We start from the raw sequence: 25,078 nt of genomic DNA, 5'->3' as shown, positions 1-25,078 counted from the left end.
CTCAGAGTGGCGGCCGGAGGCCGCCCGCGTTCAAGGAGGAGCAATGTCCGACTCAGAGATCCTGGCCCACCTCGCCGCCGTCATCGAGGATCTCGGCGGTGCCGCGGCCGGTGAGATCACCCGGGAGAAGTCGCTGCGCGACGACCTGGACATCGACTCGCTGTCGATGGTGGAAGTGGTGGTGTCCATCGAGGACAAGTACGGCGTGGAGCTGCCGGACGACGCGATGACGGGCCTGCACACGGTCGGCGACCTGGTGGACTTCATCGAGCACGCGGTGGCGCCGACCCCGGCCTGACCGCCGGTGCGTGGCCCGGGCCGTCCGGACAGCCGGCAGGACGGCCCGGGGCCGCGGGCCGCACCCGAACACACCGTTGCAGAGGGGCGACGTGATGCAGGATCGCGCAGCGAACCCGTACCTCGGCGGGGACGTACGACGCTCGTACCACGGGATGCGCGGCAAGCGGCTGATGCGGCTGCAGCCGGCGGAGGGCCCGGCGGACGCCGCCGCGACGATGGTGCACGAGACGTTCCGGTCGATGGCGCTGTCGGAGACCTATCCGTGCGTCGTCGCGCGCTCGGCGATGCGCCGCGGCGACTACCGGTTCGGCTGCTACCCGCGACTCGGTACCGAGGACGCCGCCGCGGCGGTCGCCTGCGATCTGTGGGAGTTCGTGGCCGAGTTCCCGATCCGGCCGGACCGCTACGCCTCGTTCGTGGCCGCGTTCGACGGCCCGTGCACCGCCACCGAGCAGGGGTTCGAGGACCTGCTGTGGCGCCAGCTCCAGCTGCTGCACGAGCTGGACGTGCGGCACAGCCGCTGGGATGCCGAGGTCGGTACCGACCCGACCGAGTACGGCTTCTCCTTCAGCTTCGCCGAACGCGCGTTCTTCATCGTCGGCATGCATCCCGGCGCGTCCCGGTGGGCCCGTCGGACCGCGTGGCCGACGCTCATCTTCAACTCGCACGCCCAGTTCGACCTGTTGCGCGACGCCGGGGTGATGCCGCGGATGCAGCAGACGGTACGGATGCGGGACCGGCGGGTGCAGGGCAGCGAGAACCCGAGTCTCCGGCAGTTCGACGCGAAGCGCCCGGAGACCGTCATGTACTCCGGTCGGCTGGTCGAGGACGACTGGACCTGCCCGTTCCGGCCGACCGATCAGGCAACCGAGAGCAGCACGCAGCAAGCCGAGGAGGGCTTGGTATGACCCGGATCCTCGACCCCACCGTCGAACGCGGCCTTCTGGGCGAACTCGAACCGGTGGTGGCGGCCAACATCGACCGGCACCTGTCGGTCGCGCGGGACTGGAACCCGCACGACTACGTGCCGTGGAGCGAGGGCCGCAACTTCGCGTTCCTCGGCGGCGAGGACTGGGCACCCGAGCAGTCCCGGCTCACGCCCGTCGCCAAGGCGGCGATGATCGTGAACCTGCTGACGGAGGACAACCTCCCCTCGTACCACCGGGTGATCGCGACCGCGTTCGGCCGGGACGCCGCGTGGCGGACCTGGCTGGACCGGTGGACCGCGGAGGAGAACCGGCACGCGGTCGCGATGCGCGACTACCTGACCGTCACCCGCGGCGTCGACCCGGTCGACCTGGAACGGCGCCGGATGCGGCTGATGAGCGCCGGCATCGAGGACGGGCCACAGGGCCTGCTGGAGAACCTCGCGTACGTGTCGTTCCAGGAGCTCGCCACCCGCGTGTCGCACCGCAACGCGGGCCGGGAGACCGGCTGCCCGATCGGCGACCAGCTGATGGCGCGGATCGCCGCCGACGAGAACCTGCACATGGTCTTCTACCGCAACCTGGTCGAGGCGGCGCTGGAGCTCGCCCCGGAGGCGATGATGTGCGCGATCCGTGACGTGGTGCTCTCCTTCGAGATGCCCGGCGCCGGGCAGCCGGACTTTCTGCGGTACTCCGCCATCATCGCCAACGCCGGCATCTACGACCTGCGGCTGCACCACGACGCGGTCATCATGCCGGTGCTGCGGTACTGGAAGGTGTTCGACCGCACCGACCTGCCGCCGGCCGCGGAGCAGGCGCGCGAGCAGCTCGCCGAGTTCCTGCGCGAGGTCGACGTCGCCGCGGAGCGGTTCGTCACCCGCCGGGCGGAACGCAACGCGCGACGCGAGCGGAGCCGCTCGTGACCCGGTCGGTACTGGTCACCGGCGGCAACCGGGGGATCGGCCTCGCCATCGCGCGGACCCTCGCGGCGGACGGCGACCGGGTGGCGATCACCTACCGCTCCGGCGAACCGCCGACGTGCCTGCTCGGAGTACGGTGCGACGTCACCGATCCGGCTTCGCTGGACGCGGCGCTCGCCACGGTGACCGACCGGCACGGGCCGGTCCAGGTCCTCGTCGCGAACGCCGGCATCACCCGCGACACGCTGCTCGCCACGATGTCCGAGGACGACTTCACCGCGGTACTCGACGCGAACCTGACCGGCACGTTCCGGGTGACCCGCCGGGTGGTGCGGGGCATGGTGAAGGCCCGCTACGGCCGGGTCCTCGCGGTGTCGTCGGTCGTCGGGTTGCAGGGTGCCGCCGGGCAGACGAACTACGCCGCGGCGAAGGCCGGGATGGTCGGCTTCGTGCGGTCGCTGGCCCGGGAGCTCGGCAGCCGCGGCATCACCGCCAACGCGCTGGCACCCGGGTTCGTCGACACCGACATGACCGCGGTGCTGTCGGACCGGCAACGGACCGCGGCGCTCGCCGGCATCCCGCTCGGCCGGGCCGCCTCGCCCACCGAGATCGCCCGGGTGGCGCGGTTTCTCGTCAGCGAGGACGCCGGGTACATCACCGGTGCGGTGGTACCGGTGGACGGCGGCATGGGCATGGGGCACTGACTCGCCCACCCTCCGTGGGGGCCCCGGTAGGGCAACACACTCGTCGAATGGAGCCAGCAGGTGAATGTGATCTCGTCCGGTCAGCTCGACACCGGTACCGCGGACCCCCCGGTGGGCGGTCCGGTGCGGCGGCGCCTGGCGCTGGCGCTGCGCCGGCCGCGGCTGATCCTCGTACTGGCGTTCCTGGTGATGGTGGCGGGGGTGGTGCTCGCCGGGAGCGCCACCGCGCTGCTCAAGAACGGCGGCTTCGACGACCCGGCCTCCGACTCGGTGGCCGCCACCAACGTCCTGTCCCGGCACTTCCCGGCCACCCAACCGAACCTGTCGGTGCTGGTCCGAGCGGACGACGGGAAGATCGCCGGCACCGACGCGCAGCGCGCCGGCCGGCAGATCGTCGCCACGCTGCGCGCGCACGCGGGGGTCACCGTCGTCGGCTCGTACGTCGGCGGCACCGACCCGACGATGGTCGGCAAGGACGGCTCGTACGGGCTGGTCCTGGCCCGGGTCGCCGGGGACGACGACGCCTCAGGCAAGGCGGCGAAGCAGCTGCACGACAAGCTCGCCGGGCACCGGGACGGGGTGCACGTCACGTTCGGCGGCATCCTGCAGATCAACAACGACATGAGCGATCAGCTCAACGCCGATCTCGGGATGTCCGAGCTGGTGGCGTTGCCGCTGACGCTGATCCTGCTGTTCTTCGTGTTCCGCGGGGTGATCGCCGCGCTGCTGCCGCTGTTCATCGGCGTGTTCGCGATCCTCGGTTCGTTCGCGGTGCTCGACGGGCTCGGCCGGCTGACCTCGATCTCGGTGTTCGCGCTGAACCTGATCACCGCACTGGGACTGGGCCTGGCGATCGACTACAGCTTGTTGATCGTGTCCCGGTTCCGGGAGGAACGGGCGAGAGGGCTGGACAAGGCCGCCGCGCTGTCGACGACCATGCGCACCGCCGGGCGTACCGTCCTGTTCAGCGCCAGCATCGTTGCCGCGGTGCTGCTCACCATGCTGGTGTTCAAGCAGGACTTCCTGCGGTCGTTCGCGTTCGCCGGGGTGACCGTCGTGGCGGTGGCCGCGATCGGTGCGCTGCTGCCGCTGCCGGCGGCGCTGATGCTGCTCGGCGACCGGGTCGACAAGTGGTCGATCCGGCGCCGCAGGCCGGCCCGGGAACCGCAGCGCCGGCTGTGGGGCCGGATCGCCGGGATCAGCATGCGCCGACCGCTGATCCTCGGCCTGGTCGCGCTGGCGATGTTCGTCGTCGCCGCCTCCCCGCTGCGGTCCATCCAGCTCAACGTGCCGGACGAGCGGGTGCTGCCGACGTCGTCGGAGGGCCGGCAGGCCAGCCAGACCATCCGTACCCAGTTCCCCGGTGCCGCCGAGCAGCAGGGCGCGGTTGCGGTCACCACCGACCGGTGGCTGGGCGACGCCAACGGCACCGCGCTCGACGGGTACGCGACCGCGCTGTCCCGGCTGCCGCACGTGGTGGCGGTCAACGCGCCCACCGGGCGGTACGCCGACGGCGCGCGGGTGGCGCGGCCGGCGCCCGGCCAGGCGGCCGCGATGCACACCGGTGACGCGGTCTACCTGCAGGTGCTCAACGACGTGACGCCCTACTCCGACAACGGGAAGAAGCTCGCCGAGGCGGTCCGGGCGACGCCGGTACCGGGCGACCGGACGGTGCGGGTCGGCGGCATGTCCGCGCAGCTGCTGGACATCGACTCGGCGCTGACCGATCGGCTGCCGCTCGCGATCGCGCTCGCCATCCTCGTCACGATGGTGCTGCTGTTCCTCGCCACCGGCAGCCTGCTGGTTCCGATCAAGGCGGTACTGCTCAACGCGCTCGGGTTGACGGCGATCCTCGGCATCCTGGTGTGGGTGTTCCAGCAGGGGCACCTGTCCGGGCCGCTGAACTTCACCCCGTCACCGATCGCGGTGTCGATGCCGGTGCTGGTGCTCTGCGTCGCGTACGGGCTGTCGATGGACTACGAGGTGTTCGTGCTGTCCCGGATCAAGGAGACGTACGAGTCGACCGGTGATCCGCGCGGTGCGGTCCGGGTCGGGCTCGGGATGAGCGGCTCCATCGTCAGCGCGGCGGCGGTGATCCTGGCGATCACCTTCTTCTCCACCGCGATGTCCGGGGTGTCGGTGGCGAAGCTGTTCGGCATCGGTGCGGGCCTCGCCATCGTCGTGGACGCCACCCTGATCCGCGGCGTACTGGTACCGATCTTCCTGCGGCTGACCGGCCGCGCGGCCTGGTGGTCGCCGGCCGGGATGCGGCGGCTCAGCGACCGGATCGGCCTCGGTCACCACTGAACACGGGTCCCGGCATCGCCCCGGCGAGGCGATGCCGGGACCGCTGTGCCGGGGCTGCGGGCCTCGATCGCGGTTCCCGGCAGCCGTTCAGGCGGCCGGGCCGTCGGAGCGGTGCACCTCTCGCGGCGACGGCACCGGGTACGGGCCGGGCAGCGGTGTCGGCTCGACCGCCTCCTCGGCGAGCAGCGCGATCAGCCCGGCCCGCCCGGCCACCCGCAGCTTGCGGTACGTGTTGGTCAGGTGCAGTTCGATCGTGCGCTGCGTGACGAACAGCTGCTGCGCGATCTCCCGGTTCGTCTGGCCCCGCGCGGCGAGCAGCGCGGTACGCCGTTCGGCCGAGGTCAGCGAGCCCAGCCCGGACTCGGTCCGGCGGCGCGGCCGGGCGCCGCTGCGGACCAGTTCCCGCCGGGCCCGGTCGGTCAGCCCCACCGCGCCGCAGCGCTGGGCGAGATCGAGCGCCTCGCGCAGCAGGTCCCGCGCCGGCGCGGCGGTACCGCAGTCGATCTGTGCGGCGCCGAGATCGATCAGCGTCCGGGCCAGTTCCAGCATCCCGGGGGAGTCACGCAACCGGTCGACGGCGTCGCTGAGGTAGCGGGCCCGGTCCGCGGTCTCGTCGGCCACCAGGCCACGAACGTGCAGCGCCAGGCCGATCGCCCGCGGCGTACCCCAACGGCGCGCGTCGCGCAGCTGCTCGTCGGCGAGCTGGCGGGCGCGGCCCGGCTCACCGGCCCGGGCCAGCGCGAGGGCGGTCGTCGACCGCCAGCGGTTGACCGCCGGGTTGGTCACGCCGAACTCGGTCAGCCGGCGCCCGCACTCGCGCAGGTCGGTCAGCCCGGCGTGCAGTTCGCCGCTGGCCACCCGGATCCGGCCACGGCTGGCGAGCAGCTGCGTGTACCGCCAGTGCGGCGGCAGCTCGTCGGCCGGCGCGGTCAGGTCGATGATCCGGTTGACCTCGTCCGCCTCACCCAGCTCGGTGAGCGTGACGATCAGCGCCGACCGGTGGTCGGTGTACAGCGGGATGCCCTTGCCGTCGTCGACCGCCGCGGCGGCCCGCCGGGCCTGGTCCGCGGCCGCCGGTACGTGCCCGCGGGCCAGCGCCACCCAGGACCGCAGCGCGGCGATCTCGGCCACCGCGCCGGTCACCTCGTCGTCGAGCCGACCGAGCACCCGGTCGGCCAGGTCCAGCCGGTCGGCGTACAGCAGCGGCAGCACCACCGCCATGCACTCGATCGGCTGCAGGCTGGTCAGCGCGTTGGAGTCGACCACGCCGGCGAGCGCACGGACCCAGTACTCCCGGTCGTTGCCGGCCCAGGCCGCCCCGAGCGCCGCGGTGGCGGTGGCGAGCACGGTGCGCGCCGCGTCGCCGCGGGGCCGGTCGGTGGGCAGCCGGGAACGGGCCTCCCGGGCGGTGTCGGCGTGCAGCAGGGACAGCAGGGTGGCCGAATCCCGGGCCCTGGTCGCGAGTTCCGGCCGGACCCCGGCGAGCTGGGTCGCGCACTCGTCGAGTACCTCGATGGCCTCCAGCACCTGGCCGTCGCCGGCGAGCGCCTCGCTGAGTGCCCGGTGCGCGGCGTTGACCTGATCCGGCTGGCGTACCACCATGCTCGCGTGCCGCAGGTGCGCGATCGCGCTCGCCGGATGGTGCACGGCCAGCGCCGAACCGAGCTTCAGCGCGAGCCGGCCGCGGTGCGTCGGTGACATGGATCCGTGGATCGCCCGCTGCAGGCACTCGGTACCGAGGGCGTGCTCGCCCCGCGCGATCAGGTCGACGGCGACCCGGCAGAGGGTGTCGATCATGTCCGGGTCGATCGCCGGGTTGCCGGCGAGCAGGTGCCGCGCCACCTGGGCCGGGTCGCCGTGCTGCTCGGTGAGCAGCGCCGCGGCGTTGCGGTGGTACTGCTGGCGCTCCGAGGAGCGCAGGCTGGCATAGAGCGCGTTGCGCACGACCGGGTGCACGAACGTGGCGGGTTCGGAGGCCCGCAGGATGCCGAGCTGGGCCAGCTCGGCGATGACGTCAGCGACCGAATCGCGCTCCATGCCGCACATCGCCGCGATCATCGACGCGCAGGTACCGCCGCCCACGACGGCAATCGCGCGGGCCACGGCCGCCGTGGTGGGGTCGTTGCGCCGCAACCGGCCCAGCACGTACCGGGTCACGCCCGGCGGTGCCAGCTGCCGTACCGCGGCCAGGTCCACGGCGCCGGGTTCGAGGTTCTCGGCGACGAAGGTCTGGCAGACCTCGGTGACGAACCGCGGGTTGCCCGACGTCATCCGGTGCACGGTGGCGGCGAGATCGTCGTCGATCGGTGCGCCGAGCCGCGACCGCAGCACCGCCGCTACGCCCGCCCGGCTGAGCGCGGCCGGCCGGATCGTCGTCGCGTTCAGGCTGTACCGCAGGTCGGTCTGCGCGTCCGACGACATGGCCGCGATCTCGTCGGTACGGCCGGTGATGGCGAGGATCGCCGGCAGCTCACCGAGTCGCCGGCTGAGGAAACCGAGCCACCGCAACGACAGTTCGTCGAGCAGATGGACGTCGTCCACGGCGATGACCACGGGTCCGGTACCCGCCAGCCGGACCAGCCTGCCGTGCAGCGCGTCGAACGCCGCGGCGAGCCGTTCCGGCTGCATGTCGGCCGGTTCGGTGCGGCCGTCCTGACCGAACAGCTGGCTGCGCAGGCCGAGCGGCATGTCGGGTTCGCTCGGCCCGCCCGAACCGGTGAGCACCTGGGCGCCGGACCGCCGGGCGAGCGTCACCAGGGCGGCCAGCAGGCAGGTCTTGCCCACGCCGGCACTGCCCTCGATCACGAGCAGGCCGGACGACCCCGCGAGCAGCCGTTCGACGCACACCTTGAGCGTGTCGAGCTCCTCGACCCGTTCCACCAGCGGTTCGCGCGCTCCGGCTGGGCTGACCGGCGACATGGTTTCGTACCTCCGATTCTCGATGGGTCCGAGAGGCGGGGCGATCGCGGCGGCCGGCCCCGCACACACCGCGGCGTCGCGGCGGTGGGCCGCCAGGACGGGCAGGCGCGGTACGAGGTTCGTGCCCGGTCCGGCGTGCGACGAGGCCACGGCGGCGTCGGCGGCCCGGGGCATGGGCCGTCGAACCGTTGGCGCGCCGCGCGAACCGGCGCCGGTTCTCCCCAGGATTTCGTGTGACGAGTCGTGGTCTGCGACCTCCCGGCGTGGACTCTGGGACGTCGTCGAGTCTCGTCCACCACGGGTCGTTTCTCGGCCCCGGTCGCCGTCGCCGGCAAGAACTTGTCATCCGGGCCCGGTTGCGCATCGCGCGCGAGCCGGTTCCGCCGAGCCCTGCGCCGATCGCGCCAGGGCCGAGAGTCCCGGGAACGGCGACCCGGGGTCCGGGTCGCGCCCGCGGCGGTCAGCTCAGCGGCACACCGACGGGCCGTTCGACCATCGTGCAGTACATGGTGGCGACGTGTTCGGTGCTGTCCCGGAACACCCGGCAGCTGACCGTGACCAGGCCGATCCCGCCGGTGATGCGGACGTCGTCGATGTGTGCCTCGAGGTTGAGCACGTCGCCCGGGTGCACCGGCCGCAGGTGCACGAATCGCTGGAAGCCGTGCACGGTCTGGCTGTAGTCCAGCCCGAGCTCGGTGTCGGCCGCGACCTGCGCGCGCTCGGCCCGCTCGGACAGCACGGTCAGGAACGTCGGCGAGGCGAGCACGTCCCGGTAGCCGGCGGCGCGCGCGGCGGCCGGGTCGAGGTAGAGCGGGTTGGTGTCGTGCAGCGATTCGGCGAAGATCCGGATGTGCTCCCGGCTGACCTCGTACGGCTCGGTCGGCGGGTAGCTGCGACCGGCCAGGCTCACGTTGAGCTGCATCTCGTTCCTCTTCTTCGCATACCGGTCGGCTGCCTCGCGCGCCGGGCAGCTCGGTTCATCGCGGACCGGTCGGCTGCTTCGCGCGTCGGGCGCCCCGGCGTGGGGCCGGCCGGACACCGGCCGCCGCATCGTCCGCCGCGATGCGTGGCACATGGTAATCGTGGCCGATCGCGGTCGCACTCCCGCCGACGCCGATCCCGCCCGACGTGACCGGATCGTGCCAGATCCCCGCCCCCGCACGACATCGGCCGAACCGATGAGTTCGTCGCCGCCGCGTCGTCCACCCGTCGATACCACCACGACGATGCGGTACCACCACGACGATGCGAAGGAGCGTGCGATGGCGGAGTGGGCGAAGCGGATCGGAGCGTTGAACCTGATGGTCGACGACCTGGCGGCGATGAAGCGGTTCTACCGCGACACGTTCGACCTGGCACCGCTGGACGAGGACGCCGACACGCTGATCTACCAGCTCGGTGACCTCTACCTCGCGTTGCGGTCCGACCCGGCGCACCAGCCGTCGCCCACCGACCAGGCCGCCCTGGCGAGGATCGGCGTCGGCCAGCTCGCGCTGCCGGTGGAGGACGTGGACGAGACGGCCGCCGAGTTGCAGAGGCGCGGCGTGACGCTGCTCAGCGCGCCGGCGGACCTGGCCTGGGGCATCCGTACCGCGACCTTCGCCGACCCGGCCGGCTATGTCTGGGAGATCTCCCAGGACTCCGACTGACCGGAGGCGGTACCGTCGGGCCGGCGCCGGGCCGCTAGGTTGTCCGCGTGGACGTCACCGTGGTTGATCACCCCCTGGCCGCCGCCCGACTCACCGCGATGCGGGACGTGCTGACCGAACCGGGCACGTTCCGGGCCGCGCTGCGCGAGCTGACCACGATGCTGGTCTACGAGGCGACCCGGGAGCTGCCGGTCGAGCGCTTCGACATCAACACCCCCGTCTCGCCCACCCAGGGCGTACGGGTGGCCGCCCCGCCGCTGCTCGTCCCGGTGCTGCGAGCCGGACTCGGGATGGCCGACTCGGCGCTCGGGCTGCTGCCCGAGTCGTCGATGGGGTTCGTCGGCCTGGCCCGGGACGAGAAGACCTTCGAGCCCCGCGCGTACCTGGAGTCGCTGCCGACCGACCTGACCGGCCGGTCGGTGATCGTGCTGGACCCGATGGTGGCCACCGGCGGCTCGCTGACGCACTGCTGCCAGCTGATCGCCGACCGCGGGTGCACCGACATGACCGTGGTGTGCGTGCTCGCCGCGCCGGAGGGGCTGGCCCGCCTGGAGGCCAGCGGCCTGCCGCTGCGGCTGGTCACCGCCTCGATCGACGAGCGGCTCAACGACCGCGCGTTCATCGTCCCGGGCCTCGGCGACGCCGGCGACCGCCAGTTCGGCGGCATGCCGCGCTTCGCCGCCGGTACCGAGTCCTGACGGATCCGGCGGTACGTCGACCGACGAGTCGCCCGCCGGACCGGTGGGCTGCGCCGGCACCCGCGGCAGCGCCGGTGGGCGGTCGTCGATCAAGGGATTCGTACACGAAGGCCCAGCACCGAGTGTCCCGACCCCTTGATCAACTTCGCCGGCCCGCGTCGACCGCGTCGAGGGGACCGGAGCGAAGCTGATCAGCCCGTGGGACCACCCGGGCTGATCAGGCCGAGGGCGGTGGAGATCTCCGCGCGCAGCCGGGTGAGTTCCGGTGCCGGGTCGGCGTCGGCGGCGACCACGACCTCCAGGTACGCCTTGAGCTTCGGCTCGGTGCCGGACGGGCGGACGACGACGCGCAGGCCGTCCGCGGACAGCCGCAGCACGTCGGCGTCGGGCAGCAGGTCGTCCACGGTGATCTTGTGGTCCAGCAGGGTGTCCGGCGGCGCCGCGCGCAGCCGGGACATCATCGCGCCGATGTCGGCGAGGTCGGTGACCCGCACCGACAGCTGGTCCGTCGCGTACCGGCCGAACTCGGCGGCCAGCTCGTCCAGCCGGTCGACCAGGGTACGGCCCTGCGCGCGCAACGTCGCCGCGAGCTCGGCGACCAGCAGCGCGGCGGTGATCCCGTCCTTGTCACGCACCAGCCTGGGCGCCACCGCGTAGCCGAGCGCCTCCTCGTACCCGAAGGCGAGGTCGGTGTCGGTGTCGGTGACGGGTCCGGGAGCCTCGCGGCGAGCGTCGGCGAGCGGGGAGCGTGGCCGTTCCAGACTCGGCTCGGGCACGCTGCCGGCGCGGACGATCCACTTGAACCCGGTGAGCGTCTCGGCGTAGCGCACGCCGCGGGCCTCGGCGAGCGCCCGTAGCAGCGAGGACGACACGATCGTCGTCGCGTACACCCCGGGGGTGGCTCGGCGCATCAGGTGGTCGGCGAGCAGCACGCCGACCTCGTCGCCGCGCAGCATCCGCCAGCCGGCCGGATCGTCCGGGCCGGCACCCCGGGCCGGGTCGGGTACGGCGACGGCACACCGGTCGGCGTCCGGGTCGTTCGCGATCACCAGATCGGCCCCGGTCGACGCGCCCAGCGCCACCGCGAGGTCGATCGCCCCCGGCTCCTCCGGGTTCGGGAACGCCACGGTCGGGAAGTCGGGATCCGGTTCGGCCTGCTCGGCGACGACCGCGGGCGCGTCGAACCCGGCCCGGCGGAACGCCTCCGCCGCCACCGCGCCGCCGACCCCGTGCAGCGGCGTGTACGCCACGGTCAGCGCGCGCGGCGCGTCCGGGTCGACCACCGCCACCGCGGCGTCCAGGTAGCGCTGCAGGAGGTCGTCGCCGAGTACCTCGCCGGGCTCGCCCAGCGGCACCTCGGTCAGCGGCCCGACCTCGCGGATCGTCGCCTCGATCGCCGCGTCCGCCGGCGACACCAGCTGGGCGCCGGCGCCGCCCGGGCCACCGAGCGCGGCGCCGAGGTACACCTTGTAGCCGTTGTCCTGCGGTGGGTTGTGGCTCGCGGTCACCATCACACCGGCGGCCGCGTCGAGCTCGCGCACCGCGTACGCCAGGACCGGGGTGGGCAGCGGGCCGGGCAGCAGCAGGGCGCGGCGGCCGGCGCCGGTGGCGACCCGGGCGGTCTCGACCGCGAACTCGTGCGAGCGGTGCCGGGCGTCGTAGCCGATGACGATCGGTCCGGCGGCGTCCCGGGCGGCGAGCCAGCGGACCAGCCCGGCCGCGGCGCCGCGGACCACGGCCCGGTTCATCCCGTTGGGCCCGGCCCGCAGCGGGCCGCGCAGCCCGGCGGTACCGAAACTCAGCGGCCCGGCGAACCGGTCCGCGAGTTCCACCGTGCCGGCCGGGCCGGTGTCCAGGAGCGCCGCGAGCTCCTGCCGGTCGGCGGGGTCGGGGTCGTCGTCGAGCCACGCCGTCGCGCGCGCACGCAGCTGCTCGGTCATCTCCGCGGTCACCGCACCATCCTGCCGCATCCGGCCAACCGTCCGGCCGCGGTCCCGTCGCCCGGTCTCGCCGGCCCGCCTCCCGGCCGGACCAGGTTCCGGCCGGACCAGGTTCCGGCCGGACCAGGTGGAGGCGCCGGGGCAGCGGTCAGTTGAACCGGTAGTTCTTCACCGCCTGCTGGTAGACCTGCTTGTCCTTGGCGAACGAGGACTGCGGCACCGACAGGTACACCTCGTACAGGTGACCGTCGACCGCCGCGACCCGCCACAGGCCGTGCCGCTCCTGGCCGTTGGCGGTAAGCGTGTACTCCAGCTCGGTGGCCGCGCGCCCGCCCAGCCGCAACCCGCCGTGCAGCGAGATCTGGTGGTAGTTCTTCCACTTCTTGCCGACCTTGAGGCCGTGCGCGGCGCCGCGCAGGAACGCCGTCGGGTTCCCCCCGTCCCGGCTGGCCTGGAACATGATCCATTCGTTCCGGTCGCCGGGCGCCGAGTACTTGCGCGGCTCGGCCTGGATCTGCTGCCAACCCTTCGGCACCGCGGTGTGGAACCCGGCCGGATCCTGGACCGCCTTGGTCGGCCCGCCGGCTTCCGCGGCCGGTGTGGTCGGGTTCGCGTCCGGCTCGTCCGGGCTGAACGCGCCGCCGGCGCCGAGCGCCACCACGACCAGGATGATCACCACGATCGCGGCACCGGCACCGACCAGCCACGGACCGAGGTGCCGCAGCTGGCGGGACGGTGCGTGCGGCTGCCCGTACCCGTCGCCGTAACCGGGCTCCGGGTACCGCTGGGGCACGGCCGCGGTGGCGCGCATCGGGTTCGCCGGGCCGCCGGACGCCGGCGGCCCGGACATCGGACCCGGCACCCCGGGCGCGGGCGCGCCGCTCATCGGGCCGGCCATGCCGGGCGCGGGCGCGCCGGACATCGGGCCGGCCATGCCGGGCGCGGGCGCGCCGGACATCGGGCCGGGCACTCCGGGCGCCGGTGCGCCGGACATCGGGCCGGGCGGCATCGGACCACCCGCCGGGGCCGGCGGCATCGGAGCGCCCGCCGCGGGTGCCGGTGCGACCGGGCCGGGGGACATCGGGGCCGGGCCGGGTGGGCCGGACATCGGGGTGCCGGCCGCGTACCCCCCGGGGGCAGGCCGGGCACCCGGGGCGAGCGGGCCGGCGAGGGCGGCCCGCAGCTCGGAGCGGGTGCGGTCCACGTCCCAGCGCTGGGCCGGGTCCTTGACCAGCAGCCCGAGCAACACCGGGGCGAGCGGGCCGGCGTTGCGCGGCGGCTCCGGGTCCTCGTAGACGACCGCGTGCATGGTCGACAGCGGGTCGCCGCGGTCGAACGGCGGGGTGCCCTGCGCCGCGGTGTAGAGCGTGACGCCGAGCGAGAACAGGTCGGAGGGCGGGCCGAAGTCGGCCCCCATCGCCCGCTCCGGCGAGATGTACTGCGGCGAACCGAGCACCATGCCCGGGGTGGTGAGCGCCGCGTTCTGGTCGGTCATGATCCGGGCGACGCCGAAGTCGGTCAGCACGCACCGACCGTCCGAGCAGATCAACACGTTCGCCGGCTTCACGTCGCGATGCAGCACCCCGGCCGAGTGCGCGGCCTCCAGGGCGCCCAGCACGGACAGGCCGATCTTCGCCACCGCGCGAGGCGGCAGCGGGCCGTTGCGGGTGATCATGTCGGCGATGCTGCGGGCCTGCAGCAGCTCCATCACCAGCCACGGGCGGTCGGCGTCCTGGACCACGTCGTACATCCGGACCACCGACGGGTGCGACAGGCTGGCCGCGGCCCGTGCCTCCCGCAGGGTGCGCTCGTAGAGTGCGGCGCGCTCGTCGGCGGGGATGCCGGGCGGCAGCAGCACCTCCTTGATCGCGACGTCACGGCGCAGCAGGTCGTCCCAGGCGTGCCAGACCGCGCCCATGCCGCCCGAGCCGATCAGCTCGTGCAGCGTGTATCGGCCGCCGATGACCGCGCCGGTACTGCCATGACTGTCGCTCGGCGCCTGGGGCGGCTGGTCGGGGGTGCCGCCGAGGGATGCTGGGGTGGTCACGAGGTGGGTCCTCCGGTAGTCGACCGCTCCCCGGTGCGGGGCGGCCTCCGAAGCGGGCATCGGTGCGGAACGGCCAGCAGGACGTGTTTCGGGGTGCAGCGCGCCGGGGGTTCCGAACCGCGTCCCAGGGTGTGTTTCGGGACCATCGGGGGTTGAGAAACACGCCCTAGTGTGGGCGGTCGGCGTGCGGCGCGCAGCGTGGGGGTCACCCCGTCCATCGCGCCATCACCTTCCGTCAATCGGGCCGTGACACCGGGTCGGATCGGGCCCGGAGTCGGGGTGACCGGCGCGCGGCGGACCTGGTGATCCGGCAGCCGTCGGGCACGCGGCCCAGCGGCGACGCCGGCACCGGTCGTGTGCCGGTGCGCCGGCCCGGCGCGGCGCCTACGATCGGCGCATGACCGCAGCCATGCCAGGTTTCGCCGTGCCGTCCCGCGCGTCGGTCGGCCCACACGGTACGTCGGGGTGGCGACAGCCCGACAGGTGGCGGCGCGAGGCGGCCCGATGACCGGGGCGTACCGGTCGGAGTCGGGCATCGAGCTGCCCACGGTGGCCGGCCCGGACGACGTACGGGCCGGGCTGGAGGCGCGGCTGGGTGCACCGGGTGAATATCCGTTCACTCGGGGCGTATACCCCACGATGTACACCTCCCGGCCGTGGACCATGCGCCAGTATGCCGGGTTCGGTACGGCGCGCGAATCCAACGCCCGCTATCACCAGTTGCTGGCCGCCGGCGGCCACGGGCTGTCCGTCGCGTTCGATCTGCCCACCCAGATGGGGTACGACTCGGACGAGCCGATCGCGCACGGCGAGGTCGGCAAGGTCGGTGTCGCGATCGACTCGATCGACGACATGCGCACCCTGTTCGACCGGATCCCGCTCGGCGAGGTGTCCACCTCGATGACGATCAACGCGCCGGCCGCGGTGCTGCTGCTGCTCTACCAGCTGGTCGCCGAGGAGCAGGGGGTGCCGGGGGCGAAGCTGACCGGCACGATCCAGAACGACGTGCTCAAGGAGTACATCGCCCGCGGGACGTACATCTTCCCGCCGCGGCCGTCGCTGCGGCTGGTGGCCGACACGTTCGGCTACTGCGCGAGCGAGCTGCCGCGCTGGAACACCATCTCGATCTCCGGTTACCACATGGCCGAGGCCGGCGCGACGCCCGTTCAGGAGATCGCGTTCACCCTGGCCAACGGCATCGAGTACGTGCAGACCGCGATCGAGGCGGGCCTCGCGGTGGACGACTTCGCGCCGCGGCTGAGCTTCTTCTTCGTGGCGCGCACCACGCTGCTGGAGGAGGTGGCGAAGTTCCGCGCGGCGCGGCGGATCTGGGCCCGGATCATGCGCGAGCGGTTCGGCGCGACCAACCCGAAGGCGCAGATGCTGCGGTTCCACACCCAGACCGCCGGGGTGCAGCTGACCGCGCAGCAGCCGGAGGTCAACCTGGTCCGGGTCGCGGTGCAGGGCCTCGGCGCGGTGCTCGGCGGCACCCAGTCGCTGCACACCAACTCGTACGACGAGGCCATCGCGCTGCCGACCGAGAAGGCCGCCCGGCTCGCGCTGCGCACCCAGCAGGTGCTGGCGTACGAGACGGATCTGACCGGCACCGTCGACCCGTTCGCCGGGTCGTACCTGGTGGAGGGGCTGACCGACGAGGTCGAGGACGCGGCGGTCGCGCTGATCGACAAGGTGTTCGAGCACGGTTCGGCGGTGGCGGCGATCGAGGCCGGCTTCCAGAAGCAGCAGATCGAGCTGTCCGCGTACGAGGTGGCGCAGCAGATCGAGTCCGGCGAGCGCACCGTGGTCGGCGTCAACCGGTTCACCACCGACGACGACGAGCCGTACGAGCCGTTGCGGGTCGATCCGGCGATCGGCGCCGAGCAGGAGAAACGGCTGGCCGCGCTGCGCGCCGATCGCGACGCCCCGGCGGTACGGGCGGCGCTCGGCGCGGTGCGCGCCGCCGCGGCCGGTACCGACAACGTGCTGCCACCGATGAGGGCGGCCCTCGCCGCCCGTGCCACGGTCGGTGAGGTCTGCCACGCGTTGCGTGACGTCTGGGGTACCTACCGCCCGACCGAACAGTTCTGACGAGCCGGCGTCGTCCTCCGGCGGCACGGTCGGGCGACCCCGCAGCGTCACCAGCCGTACCGGTACGGCGTTGTAGCCGGTGGTGGCCGGGCGGCGCGCGGAATCCCGACGCCGGCCGGCACGGCCGGTCCGGCGCGACCGGCCGGGCTCGTGACCCGGGCCGGCCGGTGCGGCCGGCGTTCGGTCCGGATTCGGGGATTTTCCCTGCAACCAGGCCCGGACAGGGAGTGGACGGTCGGTGTTCCGGTCACCGTGGTGCGATCGGGCAGGTCTAGGATTCTCGCGTTCGCCAGGATCTTGACGCCGATCCGGCCGGTACCGCCGGATCGCTGTCCGCACACCCGGTGAGAGTGCGTTCCGTAACTGTCCGTCGACCCGAGATCGAGACGATCCGACCGTGACTGCATCCACGCTCAGCGCCGACCTGCCCACCCCGTGCGAGCCGGGTACCGACCCGCTGCCCGCCCTGCTGGACGACTGGCTCGGCCGGCACCAGGCCGACCTCGTCGCGCTGCGCCGGCACCTGCACGCCCATCCGGAGCTGTCCGGGCACGAGCAGAACACGGCCGCGCACCTGGCCGGGGTGCTGACCGCGGCCGGGCTGACGCCGCGGCTGCTGCCGACCGGCAACGGGGTGCTCTGCGAGATCGGGCCGGACGAGCCGGGCACGCCGCTGATCGCGCTGCGCGGCGACATCGACGCGCTGCCGATGGACGACGTCAAGGACGTGCCGTACCGGTCGACGGTGGCCGGCGCCTGCCACGCGTGCGGCCACGACGTGCACGCCACGGTCGTCACCGGCGCCGGGCTGGCGCTCGCCGAGCTGGCCGCGCGCGGCCAGCTGCCCGGCCGGGTCCGGCTGCTGCTGCAGCCGACCGAGGAGAAGTTCCCCTCCGGCGCGCCGCAGATGGTCGCCGCCGGTGGGCTGGCCGACGCGCGCGCGGTGTTCGCGTTCCACTGCGACCCGAAGCTGCCGACCGGGATGGTCGGCGTCCGGTCCGGTCCGCTGACCGCGGCGGCCGACATGATGCGGGTCCGGCTGTCCGGCGCCGGCGGGCACACCGCCCGGCCGCACCTGACCGCCGACCTGGTGCACGCGCTGGCCAAGATCGTCGTCGAGGTGCCGGCGCTCGTCTCGCGCCGGGCCGACCCGCGCTCGGGCATCTCGGTGGTGTTCGGCGCGGTCCACGCCGGGCAGGCGGCGAACGCGATCCCGCGCGAGGGTACGGCGGAGGCCACGGTGCGGGTGCTCGACCGCGCGGCGTGGGGCGAGGCTCCGGCGCTGGTGGAGGAGCTGGTGCACGCGGCCGCGGCCGGGACCGGCACCCGGGTCGAGGTGGACTACAGCCGCGGCGTGCCGCCGGTGGTCAACGACCGTACGGCGGCCGCGGTGTTCGGTGCCGCGGCGGCCGCCGCGCTCGGCCGCGAGCACGTGGTGGAGGCGCCGATCAGCATGGGCGGCGAGGACTTCGCCTGGTACCTGGAGCACGTGCCGGGCGCGATGGCCCGGCTCGGTGTCGGCCGGCCCGGTGAGCAGCTCGACCTGCACCAGCCGAACTTCGACGTGGACGAGGCGGCGATCGGGCACGGCGTGCGGGTGCTGGTGCACACCGCCCTGGCCGCCCTGTCCGACCCGTCGCTGTGACCGCCCGCCGGGCCGAGCCGGGCCCGGGCGGGCCGGGGGCGGAGGGGATCAGCTGATCGGGCGGCCGGCGGCACGCCAGGCCCGGTAGCCGCCGATGTACAGCCGCCGGTACCAGCGTTGCTACGGGTCGTAGCCGGGTGCGTGGTCGCCGGCCGCGTACCGGCGGGGGTTGGTGGACGGCGGCGGTGGCGATCGCGCCGGCCGGTCGGTGCGGTGAGTCAGAGGGAGGGGCGGGCGCGGATCGCCTTGACATAGTCGTCCGGGGCGCCGGCCTTGACCGCGGCGTCCGCGACGAGCTGCACGTGCAGCGCCGAGGGCAGCCCGCCCTCGTACCCGTGCAGCACGTGCACCCGGGCCAGCTGGTCGCCCTCCAGCGTCGCGACCCGCAGCCGCAGTTTGTGGTAGAGGCCGCTCTCGACGCCCTCCCACCGGTTCAGCGCCGGCTCGTCGAACTTGTGCAGGTCGTACAGCGCGACGAAGACCCGTTCGGTCGGATCCTCGACGATCGTGGCGAGCGGGCCGTCGGTCCAGCCGAGCTCGGCACCGCCGAAGGTCAGCCGCCAGCCCTCCAACCAGCCGGTACCGACCAGCGGGGAGTGCGGGCAGCGCTCCCGCATCAGGGCGGGATCGAGGTTCGAGCCGTACGCGGCATACAGCGACACGGAAGGCAACACTAGTCGGGCCAACGCCCATCCCGGGGCAACTGGCCGCACGATGATGCGTACGTCCCACTTTTCGGTACCCGGCCTTACCCCGGCTGCGGCGCGCCGGCCGGACGGGGAGGAGAATCCGCAGGCAGGAGCTTCTCGTACGCGACGTCGCAGATCGGAGTCAGTGGTGGCACGCATCGTCATCGTCGGGGGCGGCCCGGCCGGCTACGAGGCGGCGCTGGTGGCCGCGCAGCTCGGCGCCGAGGTCACCCTGGTCGAACGGGACGGCTCGGGCGGCGCCTGCGTGCTGTACGACTGCGTGCCGAGCAAGACGTTCATCGCCTCCTCCGACGTGGTCACCACGTTCCGCGGCGCCGACGCCCTCGGGGTACGCGCCGGGCGGGCCACGGTGGACGCGGCGGCGGTGCACGGCCGGGTGAAGCGGCTCGCCGCGAAGCAGTCCGAGGACATCCACGACAAGGTGGCGAAGTCCGGCGTCGAGATCGTCACCGGCACCGCCCGGCTCGCCGAGGACACCCTCGGGCACACCCACCGGGTCCGGATCACCCCGGCCGAGGGCGCCGAGTACCAGGTGGACGCCGACGTGGTGCTGCTCGCCACCGGCGCGACGCCGCGGGTGCTGCCGGACGCCCGGCCGGACGGCGAGCGGATCCTGACCTGGCGCCAGGTGTACGACCTGCCCGAGCTGCCGGAGAAGCTGATCGTCGTCGGCTCCGGGGTGACCGGCGCCGAGTTCGCCTCCGCGTACCTCGCGATGGGCGTCGACGTGACGCTGGTGTCCAGCCGCGACCGGGTCCTGCCGAGCGAGGACACCGACGCGGCCGCGGCGCTGGAGCAGGTGTTCGGCGACCGGGGCATGACCGTACTGCACCGGTCCCGCGCGGCGAGCGTGCGGCGCGACGGCGACGGGGTCCGGGTCGAGCTGACCGACGGCCGGGTGATCACCGGTTCGCACGCGCTGATGACCGTCGGCTCGGTGCCGAACACCGCCGGGCTGGGCCTGGCGGAGTACGGCGTGGCGCTGGGCCGCGGCGGCTTCGTCACCGTGGACCGGGTGTCGCGCACCACCGTGCCCGGCATCTACGCGGCCGGCGACTGCACCGGGCTGCTGATGCTCGCCTCGGTCGCCGGCATGCAGGGCCGGATCGCGATGTGGCACGCGCTGGGCGAGGCGGTGCAGCCGCTGCGGCTGTCCACCGTGTCGGCGAACGTGTTCACCGATCCGGAGATCGCCACCGTCGGCGCCTCGCAGGCCGCGGTCGACTCGGGCAAGGTACCGGCGCGCACGGTGATGCTGCCGCTGCGGACCAACCCGCGGGCGAAGATGCAGGGCATCCGGGACGGCTTCGTCAAGCTGTTCTGCCGGCCGGCGTCCGGGCTGGTGGTCGGCGGCGTCGTGGTGGCCCCGAAGGCGTCCGAGCTGATCCTGCCGATCGCGATGGCGATCGAACATCACCTGTCGGTGCAGCAGCTGGCCCAGACGATCACGATCTACCCGTCGCTGTCCGGCTCGCTGGCCGAGGCGGCCCGGCAGCTGATGCAGCACGAGTTCGACTGAGCCGACCGGCGTCTGTCGCCTTTCGAAGTGGTGGGTGCGGGACGCGCCCGGACCGGTTACCGTCCGGGCAGGCCCGCCGGACGGCGGGGTGCGCGCACCTTGATCGTCCCGGGTATGAATAGAGAGGCTGTTGGGGACCTCATGATCGGCTGCGCCGGGCCCACCAGCCGCTGAGCGGCCGCCGATGCGGCGTTTGTCGATGTGTGGGCGACGGTACGGGTCGTCGACGGGATGGTTCTGGTCGAACGGGAGCGCTGATCATGTCCACACCGCCGGAACCCAGGTCGGACGAGCCGACCGTGCTGCACGGGCCGACCCTCGGGAAGGAGTGGGACACCCTCGACCCGATCAACGGCTACAACGTCGTGCGGGTGACCGCCCACAACGCCGAGAAGCTCGGCTACCCGCCCTCGACGGTGCCCGGGTTGAAGGTGCGCTACCTGCGACAGCACCTGGCCGACGTGCACAGCCTGCGGGAGGCCACCGAGGTGATCGCCGAACGGCTGGCCCGCCACCTGGTACTGGTCGAGGAGCCCCAGCCGTATGCGGACATGTGGGAGACGGCGCTGCTCGAACCGCTGGCCGCGGTCCGGCACTGAGCCGCCGGCAGCGCCGAGCCGCCGGCAGCACCGAGCCGCCGGCAGCACCGAGCCGCCGGGCGGTCGTGACACTGCGCTAGCGGCTCGCGGCGGGCTGGGCGAGCACCTCGGACAGCTCGGCCCGAGCCCGGTCCAGCAGCGCCCGGTCGCGGTTGTCCTGCTCGATCGTCTGCCGCAGCGTCTCCACCTGGCTGTCGATCGAACGCTCCAGCGCGTCCCGGTCCATCGCGGCGAACCGCTGCGCCTCGGCGTTGCTGCGGTAGCCGGCGATCGCGACGCCGAGGCCCACCACGAGCGCCAGCGCACCGAGCACGACCACCAGCGCGGTGCCCGCGACGGCGCCGATCACCCCGACGACCAGGCCGACCGCACCCACCGCCAGGCCGGCGATCAACCGGGCCGACGAGATCTGGTGCGACGCCTCGGCCTCGGTCCGCAACTGGTCGAGCACGGTGGCGTCCGGGCCGGACGCGGTGACGGTGACCTCCCGGCCGCGGATCCGGGCGGTACGGGCCCGCGGCGGCGCGGAAACGCCGGCGACCATGGCGTCGGCGGCGTGGGTCAGCCAGGGCAGCGCGGCGCGCACCGCGGGCGCCCGCAGCGGGCCGGTGTCGGAGCCGAAGATGTCGTGCCGGACCAGCTCGTCGACCGCGCCGACCGGCTCGTCCCACGGCTCGAACTCGGGCCGCGCCAGCCCGGACTCCACCAGCGACCGCAGCTTCTCGGCCCGGCGCAGCAGCGGCCGCTCCGGCTCGTGCCCCTCGTCGATGAGCGGGCCGAGGATCTCGCGTAGCGGCTCGGTCGGGTCCGCCTCGGCGGGTTCGTCCGCCGGCGGCGTGCACCGCTTGGCCAGCGCGGCCAGCGCGCTGGCCACCGACCCGGCCGAGTTGCCCGAGCCGCCGATCGCGGTGAGCCAGGCGGGCAGCCGGTCGGACCGCTCCGCCGCATCGCCCTCGTCGTCGCCGGTGCGCGGCTCCGGTACCACCGGCGCGGGGTCGGCGTCCGGCCGGCCGAGCGCGCTGACCAGCGCGCTGACCAGTAGAGCGGTCCCGGGTGCGCCGAACGCGCCGGCCGCGGTCGCGCGCCACATGGCCCGTGCCGACCGGGTCACCGGGCCGCCCGGCGCCGGCAGCAGCGCGGCGAGCTGCACCGCGCTGAGGTCGACCGGGCCGGCCAGCCGCAGCGCCGCGGTCAGGAAGTAGCGGGTACGCGGGCCGTCCAGCTCGGTGGCCTGCTCGATGTGCCGGGCGGCGGTCGCGTCGTCGTCGTTCAGCTGCGCGTACAGCGCGTGGGTCGCCGGCACCAGCCAGTAGCCGGGTACCTCGGGCAGGTCCGGCGGCACCACGGTGCTGCCGGCCGACAGCTGACCGATCAGCTCGCGCACCGCGTGCCGCACCACCGCCGGCTTGCTGTACACCATCAGCTCGGCGCGGATGTCGGACAGCTCCACGAACGCGTCGAACGCGGCGGCGATCCGGTCGACCTTGGCGGACAGGTTGCCCTCGATCGCCGACAGCCGGCTGCGCAGCCGGGACGACTGCGCGTAGGCGCCGGAGATGGCGGTGTCCAGCTCCTCGATCTGCCGCCGCTGACGCCGGTCGTACCAGTCGCCGTCACCGAGCCACCAGGCCACGTCCTCGTTCATGCTCACCCTTCCTGCGCACGGTGACCAGGTGATGTGTCGGTCAGCCGATCGGTCGGTACAACCCGCGGGAATGGTCGGCGACCGCCGCGGAACGCAACGACGCGGTGATCGGCAACGCATCGAGGCACAGCCCGACCGCCCGCGCCAGGTCGGCCCACGGTACCTGCTGGGACACAGTGCAGTGGGGGACCCACGCACCCGGCCGGTACACCGCGTCGACCTCGATGCCCGCCTCGGCCAGCCGCCGGTGTACCGCATCGTGCCTGGCCAGCAGGTCGGCATGGGGCACCGGGCCCAGCCACAGCACCCGGCCGGGGAACTGGCCCACCGAGCTGAACTCGACCTCGACACCCTCCGGCGGGAGCAGCCCGGACACCGCGTCGGCCACCTGCTGCGGGTCGAACCGGCGGGCCACCGCGAACGACAGGTGCGGCCGGTGCAGCCGGTGGGTGTGCTCCCGCAGGCTCGGTATCCCGGCCTGCTCGAACGCGTCCCACAGCCGGCGAAGCCGGGCCTGGGCAGCGCCGTCGAAGTACACCTCGATTGCGGCGACCATCGTGGTCAGTCGGTGATGTCGCAGATCGCGGCGCCGGCCGTGAGGGTGGCGCCGACCGCGGCGGACAGCCCGGTGACGGTGCCGGCACGGTGTGCGGTGATCGGCTGCTCCATCTTCATCGCCTCCAGCACCAGCACCAGGTCGCCCTCGGCGACCAGATCGCCGTCGGCCACCGCGACCTTGACCACGGTGCCCTGCATCGGGCTGGCCAGGGTCGCGCTGGCGGGCGCGGCGTGCGGTGCGGCGCGGCGCTTCGGCGCGGACCGGCGGGCGCCGGTGGTGGCCGGCGCGGTACCGAGGCCGTCCGGCAGCGTCACCTCCAGCCGCTTACCCGCGACCTCGACCACGACCGTCTGCCGCGGCTGCGCCTCGGCCGGTGCGGCCGGCTGCGCGTACGGCGGGATGGTGTTGTCGAACTCGGTCTCGATCCAGCGGGTGTGCACGCTGAACGGCTCGCTGGTGAACGCCGGGTCGCGGACCACGGCGCGGTGGAACGGCAGCGCCGTCGCCATCCCGTCCACCTGCATCTCGTCCAGCGCCCGGGCGGCCCGCTGCAGCGCCTGCCGGCGGGTCTCGCCGACCACGATCAGCTTGGCCAGCAACGAATCGAAGTTTCCGCCCACCACCGAACCGGTCTCCACCCCGGAGTCCAGCCGCACCCCGGGGCCGGCCGGCGCCACGAACCGGGTGACCGTACCGGGGGCCGGCAGGAAGTTGCGGCCGGGATCCTCACCGTTGATCCGGAACTCGAACGCGTGCCCGCGCGGCGCCGGGTCCTCGGTCAGCCGCAGCCGCTCGCCGTCGGCGATCCGGAACTGCTCGCGTACCAGGTCGATGCCGGCGGTCTCCTCGGTGACGGGGTGCTCCACCTGCAGTCGGGTGTTGACCTCCAGGAACGAGATCATCCCGTCCGCACCCACCAGGAACTCGACGGTGCCGGCGCCGTGGTAGCCCGCCTCCGCGCAGATCGCCTTGGCGGCGGCGTGGATGGTGGCGCGCTGCTCGTCGGACAGGAACGGCGCCGGCGCCTCCTCCACCAGCTTCTGGTACCGGCGCTGCAGCGAGCAGTCGCGGGTGCCGACCACGATCACCGTGCCGTACGTGTCGGCCAGTACCTGCGCCTCCACGTGCCGTGGCCGGTCGAGGTAGCGCTCCACGAAGCACTCGCCGCGGCCGAACGCCGCCTGCGCCTCGCGCACCGCACTCGCGTACAGCTCGGGGATGTCGTCGAGGTCACGGGCCACCTTGAGGCCGCGGCCACCGCCACCGAACGCGGCCTTGATCGCCACCGGTAGCCCGTACCGCTCGGCGAACGCGACGACCTCGTCCGGCCCGGACACCGGATCCGGGGTACCGGGGGTCATCGGGGCGCCGGCGCGGGCCGCGATGTGCCGGGCGGTGACCTTGTCGCCGAGGTCGCGGATCGCCTGCGGGCTGGGCCCGATCCAGGTCAGCCCCGCGTCCAGCACCGCCTGCGCGAAGTCGCCGTTCTCGGACAGGAAGCCGTACCCGGGGTGCACCGCGTCGGCGCCGGAGCGCGCGGCGACCTCGATCAGCGCGCCGATGTTCAGGTACGTCTCGGCGGCCGTGACGCCACCCAGCGCGTACGCCTCGTCGGCCAGCCGCGCGTGCGGGGCGTCACGGTCCTCGTCCGCGTACACCGCGACGCTGGTCAGGCCGGCGTCCCGGCAGGCCCGTACCACCCGCACCGCGATCTCGCCCCGATTGGCGATCAGCACCTTCCGCACCCGGGCTCCTCCCACGTCCTCGCCTGTCACCGGGAGTCTATGACCCGCTCCCGACCGTCCCGGCCGGGCCGAACGTCGCGCGGCCCCGGGGGTATTCCCCACCGCGGATGCGGTGGTTGTCCGCGCCGGATGCTACCGGTCGCCGGATGGGGGGAAAG

The 25,078-nt window shown here is 73.6% G+C and carries 19 protein-coding genes; 11 read left to right on the top strand and 8 right to left on the bottom strand.

The genetic code is table 11. The features are described 5' to 3' along the window. Positions 1–43 precede the first annotated feature (43 nt). The 5 genes from Asera_RS00245 (at position 44) to Asera_RS00225 (ending at position 5,157) form a co-directional block, all read left to right on the top strand. Positions 44–298: an acyl carrier protein gene (locus tag Asera_RS00245; RefSeq protein WP_030444998.1), complete on the top strand. Its 255-nt coding sequence runs from the start codon at positions 44–46 to the stop codon at positions 296–298. Between the two features lie 94 nt (positions 299–392). Beyond that, positions 393–1,208 (top strand): guanitoxin biosynthesis heme-dependent pre-guanitoxin N-hydroxylase GntA, encoded by an 816-nt coding sequence (gene gntA / locus Asera_RS00240; RefSeq protein ID WP_051801901.1) that lies wholly within the window; start codon positions 393–395, stop codon positions 1,206–1,208. Next, the gene (locus tag Asera_RS00235; RefSeq protein WP_030445000.1) at positions 1,205–2,149 is read left to right on the top strand and encodes an acyl-ACP desaturase; all 945 of its coding nucleotides are present in this window, start codon (positions 1,205–1,207) and stop codon (positions 2,147–2,149) included. Before gntA ends, Asera_RS00235 begins: the two co-directional genes overlap by 4 nt. Further along, positions 2,146–2,850 carry a 3-oxoacyl-ACP reductase FabG gene (fabG, locus tag Asera_RS00230; protein WP_030445001.1) on the top strand — a complete coding sequence of 235 codons (705 nt, stop codon included), beginning with the start codon at positions 2,146–2,148 and terminating at the stop codon, positions 2,848–2,850. Before Asera_RS00235 ends, fabG begins: the two co-directional genes overlap by 4 nt. A 60-nt stretch (positions 2,851–2,910) precedes the next feature. Continuing rightward, positions 2,911–5,157, top strand: a complete 2,247-nt coding sequence (locus Asera_RS00225) for an MMPL family transporter (protein WP_157034666.1) — start codon at positions 2,911–2,913, stop codon at positions 5,155–5,157. 87 nt (positions 5,158–5,244) lie between these two features. Here the strand turns inward: Asera_RS00225 and Asera_RS00220 are convergent, their stop codons facing one another. Continuing rightward, positions 5,245–8,037, bottom strand: a complete 2,793-nt coding sequence (locus tag Asera_RS00220; protein WP_211255494.1) for an AAA family ATPase — start codon at positions 8,035–8,037, stop codon at positions 5,245–5,247. A 499-nt stretch (positions 8,038–8,536) separates the two neighbouring features. Continuing rightward, on the bottom strand, positions 8,537–8,998 hold the full coding sequence (locus Asera_RS00215; protein ID WP_030445003.1) for an FAS1-like dehydratase domain-containing protein: 462 nt from the start codon (positions 8,996–8,998) through the stop codon (positions 8,537–8,539). 340 nt (positions 8,999–9,338) lie between these two features. Here Asera_RS00215 and Asera_RS00210 point away from each other — a divergent pair, with 340 nt between their 5' ends. Together Asera_RS00210 and upp are read left to right on the top strand one after the other, a co-directional pair. Then, positions 9,339–9,725 carry a VOC family protein gene (locus Asera_RS00210; protein ID WP_030445004.1) on the top strand — a complete coding sequence of 129 codons (387 nt, stop codon included), beginning with the start codon at positions 9,339–9,341 and terminating at the stop codon, positions 9,723–9,725. Between the two features lie 47 nt (positions 9,726–9,772). Further along, complete coding sequence (gene upp / locus Asera_RS00205; protein ID WP_030445005.1) at positions 9,773–10,423, top strand: uracil phosphoribosyltransferase; 651 nt, start codon at positions 9,773–9,775, stop codon at positions 10,421–10,423. A gap of 191 nt (positions 10,424–10,614) precedes the next feature. Here the strand turns inward: upp and Asera_RS00200 are convergent, their stop codons facing one another. Next, positions 10,615–12,393: a phospho-sugar mutase gene (locus tag Asera_RS00200; protein ID WP_051801904.1), complete on the bottom strand. Its 1,779-nt coding sequence runs from the start codon at positions 12,391–12,393 to the stop codon at positions 10,615–10,617. A gap of 118 nt (positions 12,394–12,511) precedes the next feature. Continuing rightward, positions 12,512–14,410 (bottom strand): serine/threonine-protein kinase, encoded by a 1,899-nt coding sequence (locus tag Asera_RS00195; protein WP_051801905.1) that lies wholly within the window; start codon positions 14,408–14,410, stop codon positions 12,512–12,514. Positions 14,411–14,914: 504 nt separating this feature from the next. Here Asera_RS00195 and Asera_RS00190 point away from each other — a divergent pair. Both Asera_RS00190 and Asera_RS00185 read left to right on the top strand, forming a co-directional pair. Further along, the gene (locus Asera_RS00190) at positions 14,915–16,498 is read left to right on the top strand and encodes an acyl-CoA mutase large subunit family protein (RefSeq protein WP_030445008.1); all 1,584 of its coding nucleotides are present in this window, start codon (positions 14,915–14,917) and stop codon (positions 16,496–16,498) included. Between the two features lie 397 nt (positions 16,499–16,895). Then, positions 16,896–18,143 (top strand): amidohydrolase, encoded by a 1,248-nt coding sequence (locus tag Asera_RS00185; RefSeq protein WP_030445009.1) that lies wholly within the window; start codon positions 16,896–16,898, stop codon positions 18,141–18,143. A 218-nt stretch (positions 18,144–18,361) separates the two neighbouring features. Here the strand turns inward: Asera_RS00185 and Asera_RS00180 are convergent, their stop codons facing one another. Next, positions 18,362–18,805, bottom strand: a complete 444-nt coding sequence (locus Asera_RS00180) for a gamma-glutamylcyclotransferase (protein WP_030445010.1) — start codon at positions 18,803–18,805, stop codon at positions 18,362–18,364. Between the two features lie 175 nt (positions 18,806–18,980). Here Asera_RS00180 and Asera_RS00175 point away from each other — a divergent pair, with 175 nt between their 5' ends. Together Asera_RS00175 and Asera_RS00170 are read left to right on the top strand one after the other, a co-directional pair. Continuing rightward, positions 18,981–20,372 (top strand): NAD(P)H-quinone dehydrogenase, encoded by a 1,392-nt coding sequence (locus tag Asera_RS00175; protein ID WP_030445011.1) that lies wholly within the window; start codon positions 18,981–18,983, stop codon positions 20,370–20,372. Between the two features lie 260 nt (positions 20,373–20,632). Further along, positions 20,633–20,971: a hypothetical protein gene (locus Asera_RS00170; protein ID WP_030445012.1), complete on the top strand. Its 339-nt coding sequence runs from the start codon at positions 20,633–20,635 to the stop codon at positions 20,969–20,971. A gap of 76 nt (positions 20,972–21,047) precedes the next feature. Here Asera_RS00170 and Asera_RS00165 read toward each other — a convergent pair whose 3' ends face one another. The 3 genes from Asera_RS00165 to Asera_RS00155 are packed head-to-tail and all read right to left on the bottom strand — an operon-like array spanning position 21,048 to position 24,920. Beyond that, positions 21,048–22,616 (bottom strand): hypothetical protein, encoded by a 1,569-nt coding sequence (locus Asera_RS00165; RefSeq protein ID WP_157034667.1) that lies wholly within the window; start codon positions 22,614–22,616, stop codon positions 21,048–21,050. A 40-nt stretch (positions 22,617–22,656) separates the two neighbouring features. After that, positions 22,657–23,172 carry a 2'-5' RNA ligase family protein gene (locus Asera_RS00160; protein ID WP_030445014.1) on the bottom strand — a complete coding sequence of 172 codons (516 nt, stop codon included), beginning with the start codon at positions 23,170–23,172 and terminating at the stop codon, positions 22,657–22,659. A gap of 5 nt (positions 23,173–23,177) precedes the next feature. After that, the gene (locus Asera_RS00155; protein ID WP_030445015.1) at positions 23,178–24,920 is read right to left on the bottom strand and encodes an acetyl/propionyl/methylcrotonyl-CoA carboxylase subunit alpha; all 1,743 of its coding nucleotides are present in this window, start codon (positions 24,918–24,920) and stop codon (positions 23,178–23,180) included. Positions 24,921–25,078: the final 158 nt, after the last annotated feature.

It is taken from the genome of Actinocatenispora sera, assembly GCF_018324685.1.
Lineage (GTDB): Bacteria > Actinomycetota > Actinomycetes > Mycobacteriales > Micromonosporaceae > Actinocatenispora > Actinocatenispora sera.
Note: the sequence above shows the minus strand (reverse complement) of the source record. Positions and strands in the feature narration are given on the sequence as shown.

Excerpts from the sequence above, each read along its gene's own strand:
- Asera_RS00245 (WP_030444998.1), top strand. The coding sequence starts at position 44 with ATGTCCGACTCAGAGATCCTGGCCCACCTCGCCGCCGTCATCGAGGAT.
- Asera_RS00210 (WP_030445004.1), top strand. The coding sequence starts at position 9,339 with ATGGCGGAGTGGGCGAAGCGGATCGGAGCGTTGAACCTGATGGTCGAC.
- Asera_RS00160 (WP_030445014.1), bottom strand. The coding sequence starts at position 23,172 with ATGGTCGCCGCAATCGAGGTGTACTTCGACGGCGCTGCCCAGGCCCGG.
- Asera_RS00190 (WP_030445008.1), top strand. The coding sequence starts at position 14,915 with ATGACCGGGGCGTACCGGTCGGAGTCGGGCATCGAGCTGCCCACGGTG.
- gntA (WP_051801901.1), top strand. The coding sequence starts at position 393 with ATGCAGGATCGCGCAGCGAACCCGTACCTCGGCGGGGACGTACGACGC.
- Asera_RS00200 (WP_051801904.1), bottom strand. The coding sequence starts at position 12,393 with ATGCGGCAGGATGGTGCGGTGACCGCGGAGATGACCGAGCAGCTGCGT.
- Asera_RS00165 (WP_157034667.1), bottom strand. The coding sequence starts at position 22,616 with ATGAACGAGGACGTGGCCTGGTGGCTCGGTGACGGCGACTGGTACGAC.
- Asera_RS00170 (WP_030445012.1), top strand. The coding sequence starts at position 20,633 with ATGTCCACACCGCCGGAACCCAGGTCGGACGAGCCGACCGTGCTGCAC.
- Asera_RS00235 (WP_030445000.1), top strand. The coding sequence starts at position 1,205 with ATGACCCGGATCCTCGACCCCACCGTCGAACGCGGCCTTCTGGGCGAA.
- Asera_RS00215 (WP_030445003.1), bottom strand. The coding sequence starts at position 8,998 with ATGCAGCTCAACGTGAGCCTGGCCGGTCGCAGCTACCCGCCGACCGAG.